This is a genomic window from Psychrobacillus glaciei (genome assembly GCF_008973485.1).
GTDB lineage: Bacteria > Bacillota > Bacilli > Bacillales_A > Planococcaceae > Psychrobacillus > Psychrobacillus glaciei.
Genome location: NZ_CP031223.1, coordinates 4,233,073 through 4,249,898, shown reverse-complemented (window position 1 = coordinate 4,249,898; position 16,826 = coordinate 4,233,073). Strand labels below are relative to the sequence as shown.

Here is a 16,826-nt window from a genome sequence, read left to right as displayed (position 1 = left end):
ATGTGTCTAAAGAAAAAATATATACGTAATTAATATATGAAAAAACTCCTGTATCATTTGTAAGCAATTCAGGAGTTTTTCATTATATTTATATTTAGCTTTGAGCAACTTCGTCTTGATATACCGGTACCCAGCCTTCTGTTGTTACAAAGATACGAGCGGCAACTACTTTACGGTCTTCTGAAAGTGTGAAGTAATGCGTGATGTTTTCTGGAACTGAAATTAAATCTCCTGGTGATAAATGCACTTCGAAGAAATTTTCGTCTTTTCCTTGGATAATGAATACTCCGTGACCACTAACAATGTATCGAACCTCATCATCTGTATGAAGATGTTTGCGTTCGAAGTTTTTTAATAACTCATCTAAGTTAGGGTTAGAATCAGATAAAGATATAACATCCGATGCTTTATAGCCACGACGTTTTGAAATAGTATCAATTTCCACTTTAAAAGCGTGTAGGATTTGTTCTTTCTCTTCATCGCTAAGATCAAATTTTTCACGAAGAGGCTCTGGTAATTTTTCAATATCCCAATGCTCGTAAATAACTTCCTGTTTTTCTAAAAAAGTTGCAACCTCGTTCTGCTCTTCAATTGTTTCTTCATTTCCTTGAAATTTAATGATAGCCATTTAAAATCTTCCTCTCTTATATTGATTGTATTTGACGTAATGTTAATTGATATTGAAATAAAAACTCACAAGCTTCCAGCAGCTTCTTAGCTTCGAAACCATCTTTACCCCAAACGGTAATACCATGATTACGAATTAATACTGCACCTTTGTTGGCATGTATATGTGACTTAAATTCCTCAGCTAAATATGGAATATGGGTATGGTTTGGAATGATTGGGATAGTGAGTATATCGTCTTCCTCCCACATTCCAAAAGCTTTAATAAGCTCTTGACCTTGAAAATCAATTTTACCTTGCTCACCGTACAATTCGGAAATAACGTTATTCGCAACTGTGTGCACGTGAAGACTACATCCAGCAGAGGTCGTCGAATAGATAGCACAATGTAGTAATGTTTCAGCTGATGGCTTAAGATCTATATTTTGGACTGGAATTCCACTTGCATTTACGAGTAAAAAATCTTCTGAAGTTCTCTTGTACTTATCTTTTCCGCTAGCAGTAACTAAAAACTCAATTGGAGTGTCACTGACTTTTATAGCTAAATTTCCACTTGTCCCCATAAACCAATCACGCGCGGCTAGTTCGTCTTTTATATCCGCTAACGCTTCCCACTTATTTGTGAATGTTGTCATAGTGGTGTACCTAACCTTGTATCAATAGTGTTTATAACATCTCGGAAGTTTTCAAAAGGTTCATATGAAATATGTAATTCCTCGCATTTTTCAATGAGAAAGTCTCGAGCAATGACAACGTCAGCCAATTTGGCTGCTTCAAGATCTGTAATGGAATCACCAATTACTATACTTAAAGCATCACTTCCTTTAAGCTTACGAATAATTGAAGGTTTACAGCAACCACAACCTTGGCTTGTACATTGTTCATCACAGCCATATGGGAATTTGATTTGAATGTTTTCCCCTGAAAAATCCGATTCATTACAATAGATACCAGAAAATGGGCCGAATCTCTCAAGCATCGGCTCGACAAAAAAATCAATTCCACCACTAACGATATAAAGTGGGATGTTGTTTTTTCTTGTATAAGAAACGAAATCAGCAAACCCATCACGAATTTGTGCATGCTCGAGCAAATAAGAAATAAGTTGATCTTTTAAGGAAACAGGTAATAGAGCAAACATTTCTGCTACACCTTCACGAATAGATTGTCGTTGTCCTAAAATATTCTCCTTAATCGGCAAGTATTCAGGAGGAGCAAACTGTTTCATGATGGAGATAATATTGTCTTTATTTGTAATTGTGCCATCAAAATCACAAAAGATGACTAGTTTATTCATAATGCTTACCCCCATAGTTCCAATGCTATTTTTAATTCAGCATGCTGTTCCGCTGCTTCTGCAAGAGGAACTTCTTCAAGCACTGCTGCTACCGCTTGTTTAAAAGCGAGTACTCCTCCAATCGCACCTTTGGGATGACCATGTACTCCACCACCAGCATTGATAATACTATCGATTCCATAGTCGGCCATTAAAAGAGGGACTAAACCAGGATGAATACCTGCTGATGGGACCGGGAAAGTTCGTTTCACTGCACTTGCTTTCGTCAATTCTTCTCCTAGGGAAAGAGCGGTTGTTTTTTCAAGTGCAACACTTCCGTAAGGGGAAGGAAATAATGAAAAATCTGCCCCCGCATAACGTGTCAATTTACCAAGCAGAAGCGGAGTTGCAACCCCATAAAATGGAGAAGAAGTGAATGCACCACTATAAGCAGGATGAGCCATTATAGGTAATTGGATATTATTGTCTTCTGATAATTCTTGCAGTACATCTAGTCCATATGCATGAACATTTAATAGTATTGCATCAGCGCCAAGCTCCTTCGCTTTTTGTGCTTTTGCTTTCAATTCAGATGTTCGGCCAGATAGATTCACGGCATACATTGTCCGATTTCCGGTTTCTTCATACACTTGGCGCAATACTTCTTGAGCAGTTGTAATACGTTTTTCAAAAGGAGTGAGTGGATTTTCAAAAAGAATTTCATCGTCTTTTACGAGATCGATTCCACCGAGAGCCTGATGTCGAAGCTGTTCTGCTAAGTAATGAATATCCCGACCAATTACTCCTTTGAATATACTCATGATAAGTGGGCGATTATACACCCCTAGTTGGTCCCGGATGCTATCGATTCCAAACCTTGGTCCTGGAAACTTAGCCAAAAGCTCTGGAGAAAATTCTAAGTCAAGAAGCTTCACTTCACCGTCTAACGATAGTTTCCCAAATACTGTAGTTAAAATAGCAGGAAGATCTGCTGAAAAATTGGCACTAGGATAATTTATTTTAATTTCTGCTTTGATTTGATCTGATTTCTGTGGATGTAGAATATGCTCGAATTCAATAATCGAAACTACAAGACCTTTATGTTTTTTTAATTGTTCTTGTTCTAGTAATGGTAAGTCTGTCCAGGATCCTATGGTTAAACCAAGAGCAATACCGTCCGCTTTTTTTTCAAAAGAACCGGGCTTACCATACAGTTGGTAAAGCGCTGACACTCCACTCATTCATCATCACATTCCTTTAAAATAAAATAAAAACCTCTTCAAATAAGAAGAGGTTAAAGGTTTAACGACTTCTTATTTCTCAGTCCAATGACTGCAAGAATTAGCACCGTGTCCATTAATTGGACCGGTTGCCGGGTATCGTAGGGCTTGTCCCTCCACCTGCTCTAAATAAGAAAAATTTATTCAATTGGGTTCACTTTGTATTGTCAAATTAATTACGATTATTTCATGCTCTTAGAAAATTGTCAATACAGTTTTTAGAATGTTTATTGTATTAAAAAAATGGTTGACAGTTCTTTTTCAAATATGCTAGGATTCATTTCAAACAGCATAAAGTTTTACGTAATAGCACTCTTATCAAGAGCAGGCTGAGGGTAATGGCCCTATGAAGCCCAGCAACCGACCGTAATACCGTTGTGAGACGGGGCGCATTTCGCGCCGAGATGAAAAATCTCGTAGGGCACGGTGCTAATTCCATCAGAAAGACAACTTTCTGAAAGATAAGAGGCGAGAGATCTCTTATTCTACGCCTCTTTCTTTGGAAAGAGGCTTTTTATTTTGTAGAGGAAAGGTAGAGAAGAATGACGATAGCTACGAAAAAACAATACAAATCATTAACAAAAGTGCATGCCATTTTATATGCAAAAGGATTGCACTTTTTTTCAGAGGATGCGGAATTACATTGCAGAGAAATTGGTGATGGAAATCTAAACTATGTATTTCACATTAAGGACGCTCAGAGTGAAAGAAGCCTTATTATCAAACAAGCATTGCCATATGCAAAGGTAGTTGGGGAAAGTTGGCCACTTACGTTAAAGCGAGCAACCATTGAAGCGATTGCATTAAAGAAACAAGCGGAGTATGTACCAACTTTGGTTCCAACTGTATACGCTACTGATGAAGATCTTGCAATAACAGTTATGGAGGATTTATCCCATTTGAAAATTGCACGAGAAGGATTAATTCACCTTGAATCCTACCCGAAACTGTCGAGGGACATAGGTGAGTATCTTGCTCAAACGCTGTTTCATACGTCAGACTTTGCATTACACCCATTTGAAAAAAAGGGATTGGTTTCCGAGTTTTCAAATCCGGAGCTATGTAAAATCACAGAAGATCTTATTTTTACAGATCCATTTTTTGATCATGAAACAAATGATTTTGAACCTTCGTTGAGAGCAGAAGTGGAGGTTATTTGGAATAATGAACGATTAAAGCTTGAAGTTGCGAAATTGAAGAGAAGTTTCTTGACGGAAGCAGAAGCTTTGCTTCATGGGGATTTACATACAGGAAGTATTTTTGCTAGTGAAACGGAAACGAAGGTAATTGACCCAGAGTTTGCTTTTTATGGTCCTATTGGATTCGATATTGGGATATTTTTAGCAAACTTAATCGTGCAATCTATTACTAGAGAAACAGAAGCACGAAATACTATTCTTCAACATATCGAACAAACCTGGGAAGTATTTTCTTCGACCTTTTCAACACTTTGGAAATCAAAAAGTATTGAATCCTATAAAGATACAAAGGGATTTGAAGAGTACGTATTAGATAAAATTTTTCGTGATACGCTCGGTTTTGCTGGTTGTGAATTAATTCGAAGAACAATCGGGTTAGCTCATGTGAAGGATTTAGATGCGATTGTAGAAGAAGAACAACGACTTCATTTCAAAAAACAGGCATTACAAGTAGGAAAGACACTTATTTTAAAACGTTATGATTTACATTCTATTGATGCAGTAATTGCGTTACTGGAGGAGTTGCACAAATGAGTATTCCGTTATCTATCGAGTGGAGCAATGGTCAGCTTAGAATTTTGGATCAGCAGAAGTTACCTCTAGAGATTGAATATGTAGCACTGGAAACATTGGAGGACGTGTATGATGCAATTATCACGTTAAAGGTAAGAGGTGCACCTGCTATTGGTATTACAGCAGCATACGGATTAGCTAAAGTAGCACAGCATTACAAAACGAATACAATAGAAGAATTTCTAGAACAACTAAAAAAAGACGCAATATATTTAGGCGATTCGAGACCAACTGCAGTCAACTTAGTTTGGGCTTTAGATCGTTTAAGTAACACTGTTCAACAAACTGTAACTATACAAGAAGCGAAGAACCGTCTCTTAGAGGAAGCTGTAAATATCCATAAAGAAGATGAATCTTCATGCCAAAATATTGGCGAGTTTGCTTTATCTTTGCTTGGAAAACATACGAGAGTTATGACCATTTGTAACGCAGGATCCATTGCAACTGCAAAATATGGAACAGCACTAGCACCATTCCATCTCGGAAGTGAACAAGGAAAACAGTTTCAAGTATACGCATGTGAAACTAGACCAGTATTTCAAGGTTCACGACTTACCGTATGGGAACTTCAGCAGTCTGGTGTAGATGTCACACTTATAACAGATAGTATGGCTGCACATACAATCGGTGCAAAAGGAATTGAAGCAATTATCGTGGGCGCAGACCGAATCGTAGCTAATGGCGATACAGCGAATAAAATTGGAACACTCAATTTAGCCTTATTAGCGCATGCATTTAACATTCCATTTTACGTGGCTGCACCTTCTTCTACTTTTGATCTGACGATTCAAAACGGTAAGAAAATACGGATTGAAGAGCGACCAGCAGAAGAAATAACGCATGTTGCAGGGAAACAAGTTGCCCCGCCAAATACAAAAGTCTTTAATCCTGCTTTCGATGTCACACCAGGCAAATATATTACAGCAATCATTACGGAAAAAGGAATCATTTATCCAGAATACAATAAAAACATTCCCATAATATTGGATACAGAAAAAGGAGCAATAGCATGAAGAGAAAAGCAAGTTGGTTACTATCAGTTTTATTAATTATTGGAGTCATCTTAACTGGATGTCAGCCAAAAGGAGATGCGAAAGAAGCTGCATTAACATCTGCTAAGTCGAAAACTTCAAATAATCCACTAGCTGCTAAAAAGGTTGCTTTAGTGATGCAACAAAACCTTGGTACATTCTCAGCTCAATACATTGAAGGTATAAAAGAGCAGGTGGAGAAATTTGGAGGTACTGTTACCGTATTTACTGCTGAAGGGGATTTAGCAAAAATGGCTTCTAATCTCGATGCAGCAGTGAACCAAGGAGTAGATGGAATCTTGATCGATCACGGTACAAAAGAAGCGCTTAACCAAGGTGTACAAAATGCAATTGATAAAGGAATACCAGTGGTAACTTTCGATGCAGGTGTGGAAGTGAAAGGAATAACAGAATTACAACAAGGCGACCAAAAGATGGCTGAAATGACATTAGATAAATTAGTAAATGATACAAATGGAAAAGCAAACATAGTAAAAATATGGGTAGCGGGTTTTGCGCCGATGGAAAGAAGACAAGCAGCGTATAAACAACTTCTACAAGCGAACCAAGGGATAAAAGAAATTGCTACTTTCGGAGCTGCTACTCAAAATACTGCTTTAGATACACAAGCTCAAATGGAAGCAATTTTAAAACAATACCCAAACAAAGGTGATATCACGGCGGTTTGGGCAGCGTGGGATGAATTTGCAAAAGGTGCAGTACGCGCTATCGAACAAGCGGGTAGAACGGATATTAAAGTTTATAGCATTGATATGAGTGATGAAGATTTACAAATGATACAAAAAGAAAACAGTCCATGGGCTGCATCTGCTGCTGTGGATCCAATGGATATAGGACGAATCCAGGTTCGCTATTTATACCAAAAAATTAATGGAGGGACACCGGAAGATAAAGTCGTCCTAGAACCAGTTTTTGTGGATGCACAAAAGCTTCCAAAAGAAACGGTGACGACGAACGATTTACACAAGTATATCGAAGGTTGGGGAGCAAGTGAACAAGGGTACACAGATGCATTGAAAGAGTTAGAAAATCAATAACATCAACTAATTGCAGCTGTCCTTCAAAGTGGGCAGCTTCTTTTTAACAGAAGAAAAGAAAGGAGAAACACTATGATAAATTCTTTTCTTTCAATGAATTCAATACATAAATCATTTGGGAATGTGACAGCACTTGAGGATGCACAATTTCACTTAGCAAAAGGTGAAGTGCATGCATTACTCGGTGTAAATGGAGCGGGAAAGAGCACGCTAATAAAAATCTTATCAGGTGTATATGAACCAGACGAAGGAGAAATTTTGTTGGACGGAAAAAGTGTACGACTTCGTTCACCGAAAGCTGCAAAAGAACATGGAATTAATTGCGTTTATCAAGAAGTGGATACGGCAATCGTTTCCGAATTATCGGTTGCAGAAAATATAATGCTCGATACAATCGCTACTAATAGCCATTTTTTTATCTCAACACCAAAGCTACATAAGGAAGCGAAAAATGCACTGAAGCAATTGCAAGCGGAGGATATAGATGTGCAACAACCAGCATTTAAGCTTACTTTAGCAGAAAAACAATTAGTATTAATTGCGCGAGCGCTTGTTAGCTCAGCAAAAATTATTATTTTCGATGAACCAACAGCACCATTGTCGCTCTATGAGTCGAATAAGCTGTTCACAGTTATTCATAAACTAAAAAAGCAAGGGGTCGGCTGTATATTTATTTCACATCGACTACCGGAAGTATTCCAAATTAGTGACCGCATTACTGTAATGCGTGATGGAAGATTAGTAGAAACTTTTCATACAAAAAATGCCCAACAAGAAGAGATTATAGAAGCGATGCTAGGTACTTCCTTTAATCATGAGCAAGTGGACAGAAATTATTCTATAGGAGAAACATTACTCGGTGTAAGTAAATTATCAGACGGTCAGAAACTAAAAGATCTTACCTTCACTGTTTCAGCAGGAGAAATTGTTGGGATTGTTGGACTTGTCGGTGCTGGGAAAACAGAGCTTGCCAAAGCCTTATTTGGATTGGGACAAACGAAAAAAGGGGTTATTGGGTTTAACGGTAAGGAGTTAGTTGCCAAACACCCGGGAGATGCAATAAAAGTCGGGATGGCACTTATTCCAGAGGAACGTAGAAAAGAAGGCCTTTTTGTGCATGAGTCATTACAAACGAATGCCTCATTTCCGAATCTAAGGAAATTTTCGCGTCTACTATTTATGAATAAAAGAGCAGAAAAACAGTTCGCAAAGGATATTATTCATCAATTACAAATTAAAACGGATAATACGGAAACACCGCTTATCCATTTAAGTGGTGGAAATCAGCAAAAAGTAGTCATCGGAAAATGGATTTCACGTAACTCCAAACTATATTTATTTGATGAACCGACAAAAGGCGTCGATATCGGTGCAAAACAAGATATTTTTAAGCTAATTCGTGGCCTGGCAGAGAGCGGAAAAGGATGCCTATATTTTTCGAGCGAAATTCACGAAGCAATCGGTATTTCGGATCGTATTTTGGTCATGTATAACGGTCAATTCGTGAAGGAATTTTCACGTGAAGATGCGACCCAAGAAAGGATTTTGTTATATGCAAGCGGGGGAAATGAAGAATAGGTTACAAGAGAAAGGAATTCAATTTTTATTTAAATATGGAGCAATTGCATTATTAGTAATAATAATTTTGTATTTTAGTTCCATTAGCAATGCTTTTTTTACTTATGCAAACTTCACAGACATTTTACGTTCTATATCCATCGTTACTCTTTTAGCATTAGGTGTCACCTTTACGCTAGTTGTGGGTGGTTTTGATTTATCTGTAGGTTCCACTATGTCGCTATCAACGGTCCTAACAGCCTCATTGATGGTATGGTACGAAATGCCGCTTTGGTTAGTATTAATCTTACCTATACTAATTGGCATGTTAGTTGGACTACTCAATAGTTTCCTTATCGTGGTAATAGGCATACCAGATCTACTCGCAACACTAAGTATGATGTACATTGTTGCGGGTTTTCATCGTACATATACGGAAGGTTACTCTATTTATAATAATATGCCACTTACTTCCGGAGGCACTGCAAATGGTCAATTATCCGAAGCGTTTCTTTGGATTGGTCAAGGTAGGATGCTAGGGTTACCTGTTCCCGTATGGATTATGCTTGTAATGGTGTTGATCGCATATGTTGTACTCCAACATACACGTTGGGGACGCGTACTTTATATGACGGGTGGTAACGCGGAAGCTGCAACATTATCAGGAGTGAGTATACGTAAAGTAAAATGTTCCGCGTACGTGATATCTGGGATATTTGCTTCTATGGCAGGTATATTATTTACGGCACGAGTTGGCTCAGGTCAAATTGACGCGGGAGCACCGCTTTTAATGGAAGCGGTAGCTGCGGTCTTTGTTGGATACTCAGTCCTTGGAACGGGAAAACCAAATGCAATTGGTACATTTTTTGGAGCAGCGGTAATTGGTATTTTGCTAAATGGTTTAACCATTTTGAATTTACCGTACTATGCATTTGATATTATTAAAGGATTCGTTTTAGTTTCAGCACTCGCTGTTACGTATGTTTACGCAAAAAAACGATTTACCCAAACTTAACAAATTTTGTGTCTCGAAGTACTTGTTTTCTGTGCATGCAAGTATATAATTCTAGCATATCCTATATTATTTATTGAATGGGCTGATAGAATGAGACCTTATAATGAAAAGATTAGTATTTACCACGGAATGGCATCTACTATAGCACTTAATTTTTCCAATAACTTTTTTCCCATCTTCGCAATTACGATACTAGGGGCGACTAATTATCAAGTTGGATTAATTAGTTCATTACCGCCTTTAATCGCATTGTTAATGACAATTCCGGCAGCCATATTATTAAATAAGGCGCGTGCTCAGAAGAAACTAGTGGCGATGTCTGTTTTACTTGCTCGGCTTATGTTCTTGTTAATTGTACTAGTTGTCCTTTTACCTTCTCCCTCTCTCCAAAGATGGGCTTTTTTAGGGATTATTGCTTTCATTAGCGTCCCAAATACAGTAGCCAATATTGGGTGGCAAACATTCATTAGTGGAATGATCAAAGAATCTAGAAGAGGGCAATTTTTTAGTGATCGAAACCGATTGTTAACGGTGGTTGGACTTGTGTCGACGTTACTTATCGGTATTTTAATGAAAGATTCCTCTGAAAGTGTTGTAGCGTATCAAATACTTTTCACAATAGCTTTTGGTTTTGGGTTATTAGAAGTTTTTTTCCTATTAAAACATCAAGAAGAAGTTGTGCAAGTAGAGAATGAACAAGTGAAAAAGAAGTCTATGGACTGGAGCATCTTTAAAAATAGCAACTTTGTTTGGTTTTTAGCGGCAGCGCTTTTTTTTAATTTTGCTTGGCAATCGGCTTGGGGATTATTCAATATTTATAATGTAAGAGTAGCAGGTGCAACCATATTTTGGATTAGTATGTTTTCAGTTGGTAATATGCTCATACAGTTTTTAACGTTTCCAATGTGGAAGAAATGGGCAGATAAAAAATCTAATATGCAGGTCTTTATATGGGCTGCAGTAGGTATGGCGACTACTCCTTTCTTGACTGTGTTATCTACTAACTTGTACTATTTAACATTTGTTCAAGCGATATCGGGTTTTTTCTTGTCTGGTACTGTATTGATACTCTTTAATTTATTGTTAGAGCAATCTCCCGAACAATCTCGTACATATTGCATTACAACTTACAACGTATTGCTCGCCTTCGTTGCATTCGTAGCACCACAAGTAGGTATTTGGCTTTTGGATCAATTAGGAATGGAAATGGCTATGTATATTAGCTCTGGATTACGATTTTTAAGTGCTTTTGGTTTTTTATATGTATCTATTCGACATAGAAAACGTTAAGCACTTAATAGAAAAAGCGCCCGTACATTGGGCGCTTTTTCTATTTCGCTATTCCATGCAAAATAAATTGAATGGTGCGCTCTGTTTCTAGTTCATCATCCCACTCACTTTCGGGGAAAAAGATGTAACGAGAAAACAGGTAGCCAAATATACTTGTGACTGCTAGTCTTGCCATACTTGCAGGTGGCATTTCGATTAGCTGTCCTTTATCTTGGAACCCTTTAATGACGATCAATATTCGATCAAATACTTTCTTCGCAATCTGATCCAGAAATTGTTGCTTTAATTCTGGTTGAAACGGAATTTCTTGAATCATAATTTTAATAACAGGGAGAAGCTTTTTAATAAGCACTCTTCGGTTTTCAATTGTAGCTCTCAAAAAGTCCTCAGCATTTTCATAGGGGTGATCTAATACTTTGTGAAAGTCATTTACAATGACTGGTCCTATTAGTTTCGTCATGAGTGGAGCAATTATAGAGACGAGTAATTCTTTTTTCGTTTTATAGTGCCGAAAAATTGTTCCTTCTGCTACTCCAGCTTTTTTAGCAATTTCATTTGTAGAAGTAGCAGCATAGCCTTTTTCCGAAAATGATTCAATGGCAGCAACGATAATTTTTTTCTGTTTATCGGTGAATTTCTCTTCGTCAAATAATTGTTCTAATAAAAGTTCGTCTTCTGACATTGTTTACTCCTTTTAGATTTTTCGATATTTCTTCAAAGCAAATATATTTAGCACAATAAAAATGAAGGCGAACCCTAATAATACAAGGAGATCATTTTTAATGCTCTCGAACCCCAATCCTTTATACATAACATCCACTAAGGCATTTCCACCATAGTACATTGGCATGCATTTAGCAATAATTTGCATCCATGCAGGCATTCCTTCAATTGGAAGGATTCCAGCGAAAAAGACTTGTGGAATAATTGCAATAGGTATAAATTGCATCATTTGAAACTCTGAATTCGCAAATGCAGATAATAAGATACCAAGCAACAATGCAACCAGTGCCAAAGACAAATTAATTAAGACAACATTCCAAAGAGAACCAATAAGCATAATGTCTAAAACTTTAACCGAATATAATACAACGATTAATGTTTGAACAATGGCAAATAGTCCATATCCGATTAAATAGCCAAATACAATATCCCGTCGCTGAATGGGTGTTGCCATTAATCGATCAAGAGTACCGGTAGTTCGCTCTCGTAATAATCCAATGCCAGAAATGAGAAAGACGAAGAAGAATACAAAGAAACCAACCAAAATAGGACTCAATTGATCAAAAAAAGTAGTATCGCTACTTCCATAAATATAAGCTGTTTCTATTTCTGGAGCGTTCATTTGATCTATGCTTACTGGGACATTTGGTAGTTTACTTTGTATATCGTGGACGAATTCGTTCAAGTGATTAGCACGTGTCTTTGCATTTTCAACCGAAATAGCCTGCGCCACTTTTGTTTGTAATATCTTTGATATGGAGGGCTGATCGTTATTAAGGGTTAAACGGATTGAATCTCCTTCGATTTGAAGTATTCCATCTAAGTTATCCTTCGATATGATTTGTTTTGTGTTTGTCGGTTTATCGTATCGGACTACTTCTATATCTTTGTCTTTTATTTGTTCTATTAAAGATTCTTCTGCACCATAAATCCCTAATTTAGGTGAGGCGGAATCTGCAGAAAGTAGATAATGTAGCAAAGTTAATATGACTAACGGAGCAACCATCATTAAAGCTAGCGTTCGTTTGTCTCTTACCATTTGGATACAAATCCGTTTAACTAATGCGATTGTTCTCATCTTTTTCACCTCCTGCTTTTAAAAATACCTCTTCTAAACTATTTATTCCGTAATGTTTTTTTAATTCTAGTGGTGATCCACTCGAAATTATTTCACCATCTCGAACCATAGCCAGTTGATCGCATTTTTCTGCTTCATCCATCACATGGGTTGTTATTAATATTGTCTTTCCTTCCCTTTTAAGTCGTGTTATTTCTGCCCAAATAGATTTTCGAAGCTCTGGATCGATTCCAACAGTTGGCTCATCGAGTAGTAATATTTGCGGGTCATGTAATAATGCAATTGCAAGTGATAATCTTCTTTTCATTCCACCTGAATAGTTTTGCACTTTCATGGTTAGGTGGGGAGTTAGGCCAACTAAATTTGCCGCGTAAGCAATTCGTTTTTTTTGCACATCTTTGTTCAATTTATAAAGCGATGCAAAAAACGCAAGATTTTCTTGACCGGTTAAATCATTGTACAAAGCATCTGCCTGGGCCATGTAACCAATTTTTTGTAAAAGCTTCAAATTAGGGACTTTTGTATTAAGCACTTGCACTTGGCCAGTGGAAGGTAGATCCATACCTACAATAATTTTTACTAATGTAGTTTTACCAGAACCTGAGGGGCCGATTAATCCAAAAATTTGTCCAGAATCTACTGAAATACTGATGTTATTTAAGACAGATTTTTTGCCGAAACTTTTGCTTACTTGGTCTAATAAGATGGTAATAGTCATTAATAAAACCCCCTATAAATAAAAATGAGTGATTACTCACCCTTATTATATTCTATGTATTAACTAGGTCAATAGTAATTAAAATAATAGTGAAATTTGTTCTAATAACTATAATTTTCGAATACTATTGACAATGAGAATCATTCTCTATAGTATTCAATACATGAGAATGATTCTCATTATTAATTAGGAGGTTTGGAAATGAAGAAATTATCACTGGTAATCGTATCCGCACTACTGTTAGTTTTAGCTGCATGTGGATCGTTAGAGAATAAGGCTGTAGAGAAAGAAAGTATCAAAACGGAAGAAAGTAATACAAAGATAGAAAGTAAAGAAGAAGTTAAAAACACGTCCATTGAGGTAGTCGATGCTACTGGACAAAATATCAAATTTGATGCTGTACCAGAATCCATTGCAACACTAAGCTCAGGAGATTTAGATATATTAATGGCTTTAGGAGCAAATGTAATAGGAAGACCATCCGCTAGCGGTGAAGTAGACGATAGTATAAAGGATATTGTTGAAATCGGTAACCCGCATCAACCAAACTTTGAAAAAATAGCTGAAATTCACCCTACTGTTTTAGTTGCGTCACCTAGCTTTAAGCAATATGCTGCAAATTTAGAAAGCCAAGGAACAAAAGTCGTATACACACAAGCAAATTCAATTGAAGATATTCAAACTACAATTTCCCTATTTGGAACATTATTGGGCAAGCAAGACGAGGCTAAAGATCTAAACGCTACAATTTCTGAAAAAGCAACAAACGTTGCAACAGTGGAAGGAGATTCTATTAAAACACTTTTAGTATATGGTGCACCAGGGACGTACTTAGTTGCACTTCCAAATTCACTTACCGGAGACTTACTTGAAAAAGCGGGAGGAGAAAATATTGCTTCTGATTTTCCAGCAGAAGAAAATTATCCGCAATACGCTAATTTGAGTATTGAAAAGATAATAGAACGCAATCCACAAGTTGTAATGCTAATCACGCATGGTGATCCAGCAGGAGTTAAGGCTGCATTTGAAGAAGAAATGGCTAAAAATGCTGCTTGGAAGAATCTTGATGCTGTGAAAAATGGAAATGTAGTTGTTCTTCCTTCTAATCTATTCGGGACAAATCCAGGTACGAAAGTAATAGAAGCTTTAGAAGTGATGAAAGAAAGTTTAGCGTCGGTTAAATAATATGGCAGCTATAAAAGAAGAAGCTTTGAAAAGTGAACATCCATTTGCAAGGAAGCGAACAATCGTAATTGTTTCATCTAGCTTAATGCTCATTGTAGCTATTACTATCAGTTTAATGATTGGTCAGGTTTCTTTTTCTCTCGAAGAGATATGGAATGGAATTTTCCATACGGAAGAATCCCTTGCAAGAAGAATCGTGTGGGATTTGCGATTTCCAAGAGTATTGATTGGAATGATTGTCGGTATGTGCCTTGCTTCATCCGGAGCAATTCTACAAGGAGTGATGAAAAACCCTTTAGCTGACCCTGGTATTATAGGCGTCTCATCGGGGGCTGGTCTTGCTGCAACAACCATTATGATTATGTTCCCTGCCTACATACTATTTTTGCCTCTTGCAGCATTTTTAGGGGCACTTATAACGGCACTAGTTATTTATGTTTTGTCCTGGAAAGGTGGGACTTCTCCAATACGTATTATATTAGTTGGTGTTGCCATTAATGCAGTAATTGGCGCATTCATGAGTGGACTTATGCTTCTTTATAGTGAACGCGTACAGTCTGTACTACCTTGGCTCGCTGGAGGTATTGCCGGGGTGGGGTGGGCCCAATTCCAAATGATTATTTATTATGCTGTGGCAGCACTTGTGTTAGCTTTCTTTTCAATAAAACACATTCGCATTTTAAGGCTTGGAGATGAAGTAGCAAAATTACTCGGTCATAACGTGGAAAGAAGTAGATTTTTTCTGATTGTATTGAGCACACTTCTTGCAGGTATTGCAGTAAGTGTTTCTGGTTTAATAGGTTTTGTTGGTCTTGTTGTACCTCATATACTAAGAATAATGATTGGTGGAGACTACCGTTACTTATTACCAGCATCTGCACTTGGTGGTGGATTACTTGTTGTGTTGGCAGATACTGTTGCTCGTAGTGCATTTAATCCTATCGAGTTACCCGTAGGAATTTTATTGGCGTTTTTAGGAGGACCGTTTTTCTTATATATGATCCAAAGACGGAGGGATTCTTTTGCTTCAAACTAAAGATGTATCATTTGAACACTCCTCTTCCTTTCATTTAGATACAGTTGACTTGCATATTAGGGAAGGGGAAGTTGTTAGTTTAATCGGGCCGAATGGTTCTGGAAAATCAACTTTACTGCGCCTTATTTCGCATCTAATCATCCCGAACAGTGGAGAGGTTATGCTTGATGGAACAAAAATGGGATCTATGAAAAGGCAAGAGATTGCTAAAAAGTTAGCAATGCTACCTCAAATGCAAGATCATCAATTGGATTTGACTGTAGGGGAACTCGTTGAATTTGGAAGATATCCACATCGTGGAGCATATAGTAAATTAACAAAGGAAGACGAAGAAATTATCGAGTGGGCTATAAATGTTACGAAGTTGAATAATTTTAAAAATCGAATGTTGCAATCCCTTTCTGGTGGTGAAAGACAAAGGGCTTGGATTGCAATGGCAATTGCTCAGCGACCAAAAGTATTACTGTTAGATGAACCGACAACTTTTTTAGATATATCCCATCAATTAGAAGTGATGGAACTTGTAAAAGAGTTAAACGAACACTTTGGCGTAACGGTAGTAATGGTATTGCACGATATAAACCAAGCGGCCCGTTATAGTGATCGACTTGTCGTATTAAAAAATGGAAAAGTTCAGTACGACGGTATTCCGCAATGCGTATTATGCAAGGAAATGTTTCATTCTATATTTGATATTGATGCACGTATTTATAAAGAAGATGGGAAAGCGTATTTCACTCCAATTAAATTGCGAAAGGAAGCGTATATATGAAAAAAGAACCATTAGATATTGAATTAGTAAGATCGTTTATCATTGCTGCACACGGAAACTTTGAAGAGGTAAAGGAGCTGTTATTACAAGAGCCTGCACTCGTTCACTCGGTGATGAACTGGAGCGGAGATGACTGGGAAAGTGGATTAGGTGCAGCGGCACATACTGGTAATAGAGATATTGTAGAATGGCTTCTTGAGCGAGGTGCAAGAATGGACATATGTACAGCAGCTATGCTCGGTGAACTAAGTATTGTTCAAGCAATGATTGGACGATATCCAAATGTGATTAATACAAAAGGAGCTCATGGAATTCCCCTTATCCGTCATGCACAAATGGGTGGAGAAAAAGCTTTACCAGTATATAACTATTTAAATTCATTAACGTCTCAGGAGGCAGTAATTTGAA

17 protein-coding genes and 2 riboswitches are annotated in these 16,826 nt (G+C 37.3%); of the genes, 10 read left to right on the top strand and 7 right to left on the bottom strand.

Annotation, left to right across the window (positions count from 1 at the left end; genetic code table 11):
• Positions 1-94: 94 nt before the first annotated feature.
• The 4 genes from PB01_RS20225 to mtnW are packed head-to-tail and all read right to left on the bottom strand — an operon-like array spanning position 95 to position 3,144.
• Positions 95-628 carry a cupin domain-containing protein gene (locus PB01_RS20225; protein ID WP_151701836.1) on the bottom strand — a complete coding sequence of 178 codons (534 nt, stop codon included), beginning with the start codon at positions 626-628 and terminating at the stop codon, positions 95-97.
• Between the two features lie 16 nt (positions 629-644).
• A complete protein-coding gene (locus PB01_RS20220; RefSeq protein ID WP_151701835.1) occupies positions 645-1,262 on the bottom strand; it encodes a methylthioribulose 1-phosphate dehydratase in 618 nt (205 codons plus the stop codon).
• A complete protein-coding gene (locus PB01_RS20215) occupies positions 1,259-1,924 on the bottom strand; it encodes a 2-hydroxy-3-keto-5-methylthiopentenyl-1-phosphate phosphatase (protein ID WP_151701834.1) in 666 nt (221 codons plus the stop codon). Before PB01_RS20215 ends, PB01_RS20220 begins: the two co-directional genes overlap by 4 nt.
• Positions 1,925-1,929: 5 nt before the next feature.
• Entirely contained in the window at positions 1,930-3,144 is a 1,215-nt protein-coding gene (gene mtnW / locus PB01_RS20210; RefSeq protein ID WP_151701833.1) for a 2,3-diketo-5-methylthiopentyl-1-phosphate enolase, read from the bottom strand.
• Positions 3,145-3,213: 69 nt separating this feature from the next.
• A riboswitch (SAM riboswitch) is annotated at positions 3,214-3,319 on the bottom strand.
• A gap of 176 nt (positions 3,320-3,495) precedes the next feature.
• Positions 3,496-3,651: riboswitch (SAM riboswitch) on the top strand.
• 74 nt (positions 3,652-3,725) lie between these two features.
• Between mtnW and mtnK the strand changes: the two genes are divergently transcribed.
• From mtnK to PB01_RS20180, 6 genes are all read left to right on the top strand, one after another.
• A complete protein-coding gene (gene mtnK, locus PB01_RS20205; RefSeq protein ID WP_151701832.1) occupies positions 3,726-4,916 on the top strand; it encodes an S-methyl-5-thioribose kinase in 1,191 nt (396 codons plus the stop codon).
• Entirely contained in the window at positions 4,913-5,968 is a 1,056-nt protein-coding gene (gene mtnA, locus PB01_RS20200; RefSeq protein ID WP_151701831.1) for an S-methyl-5-thioribose-1-phosphate isomerase, read from the top strand. The genes mtnK and mtnA overlap by 4 nt, the downstream gene beginning before the upstream one ends.
• A complete protein-coding gene (locus tag PB01_RS20195) occupies positions 5,965-7,044 on the top strand; it encodes a sugar ABC transporter substrate-binding protein (protein ID WP_151701830.1) in 1,080 nt (359 codons plus the stop codon). Before mtnA ends, PB01_RS20195 begins: the two co-directional genes overlap by 4 nt.
• 72 nt (positions 7,045-7,116) lie before the next feature.
• Positions 7,117-8,622, top strand: a complete 1,506-nt coding sequence (locus PB01_RS20190; RefSeq protein WP_151701829.1) for a sugar ABC transporter ATP-binding protein — start codon at positions 7,117-7,119, stop codon at positions 8,620-8,622.
• Positions 8,612-9,616, top strand: a complete 1,005-nt coding sequence (locus PB01_RS20185) for an ABC transporter permease (RefSeq protein WP_192797409.1) — start codon at positions 8,612-8,614, stop codon at positions 9,614-9,616. Before PB01_RS20190 ends, PB01_RS20185 begins: the two co-directional genes overlap by 11 nt.
• 90 nt (positions 9,617-9,706) lie before the next feature.
• Positions 9,707-10,906: an MFS transporter gene (locus tag PB01_RS20180; protein ID WP_151701827.1), complete on the top strand. Its 1,200-nt coding sequence runs from the start codon at positions 9,707-9,709 to the stop codon at positions 10,904-10,906.
• A 40-nt stretch (positions 10,907-10,946) separates the two neighbouring features.
• Here the strand turns inward: PB01_RS20180 and PB01_RS20175 are convergent, their stop codons facing one another.
• From PB01_RS20175 to PB01_RS20165, 3 genes are read right to left on the bottom strand one after another with little or no spacing between them, the layout of a single operon-like run.
• Positions 10,947-11,588, bottom strand: a complete 642-nt coding sequence (locus tag PB01_RS20175; RefSeq protein WP_151701826.1) for a TetR/AcrR family transcriptional regulator — start codon at positions 11,586-11,588, stop codon at positions 10,947-10,949.
• Positions 11,589-11,600: 12 nt separating this feature from the next.
• The gene (locus PB01_RS20170) at positions 11,601-12,707 is read right to left on the bottom strand and encodes an ABC transporter permease (RefSeq protein ID WP_151701825.1); all 1,107 of its coding nucleotides are present in this window, start codon (positions 12,705-12,707) and stop codon (positions 11,601-11,603) included.
• A complete protein-coding gene (locus PB01_RS20165; protein ID WP_151701824.1) occupies positions 12,685-13,425 on the bottom strand; it encodes an ABC transporter ATP-binding protein in 741 nt (246 codons plus the stop codon). The genes PB01_RS20170 and PB01_RS20165 overlap by 23 nt, the downstream gene beginning before the upstream one ends.
• 201 nt (positions 13,426-13,626) lie before the next feature.
• Between PB01_RS20165 and PB01_RS20160 the strand changes: the two genes are divergently transcribed.
• The 4 genes from PB01_RS20160 to PB01_RS20145 are packed head-to-tail and all read left to right on the top strand — an operon-like array spanning position 13,627 to position 16,825.
• Positions 13,627-14,610, top strand: a complete 984-nt coding sequence (locus tag PB01_RS20160; protein ID WP_151701823.1) for an ABC transporter substrate-binding protein — start codon at positions 13,627-13,629, stop codon at positions 14,608-14,610.
• Position 14,611: 1 nt separating this feature from the next.
• Complete coding sequence (locus PB01_RS20155) at positions 14,612-15,646, top strand: FecCD family ABC transporter permease (protein ID WP_151701822.1); 1,035 nt, start codon at positions 14,612-14,614, stop codon at positions 15,644-15,646.
• Complete coding sequence (locus PB01_RS20150; protein WP_151701821.1) at positions 15,633-16,418, top strand: ABC transporter ATP-binding protein; 786 nt, start codon at positions 15,633-15,635, stop codon at positions 16,416-16,418. Before PB01_RS20155 ends, PB01_RS20150 begins: the two co-directional genes overlap by 14 nt.
• Positions 16,415-16,825 carry an ankyrin repeat domain-containing protein gene (locus PB01_RS20145; protein WP_151701820.1) on the top strand — a complete coding sequence of 137 codons (411 nt, stop codon included), beginning with the start codon at positions 16,415-16,417 and terminating at the stop codon, positions 16,823-16,825. The genes PB01_RS20150 and PB01_RS20145 overlap by 4 nt, the downstream gene beginning before the upstream one ends.
• Position 16,826: the final 1 nt, after the last annotated feature.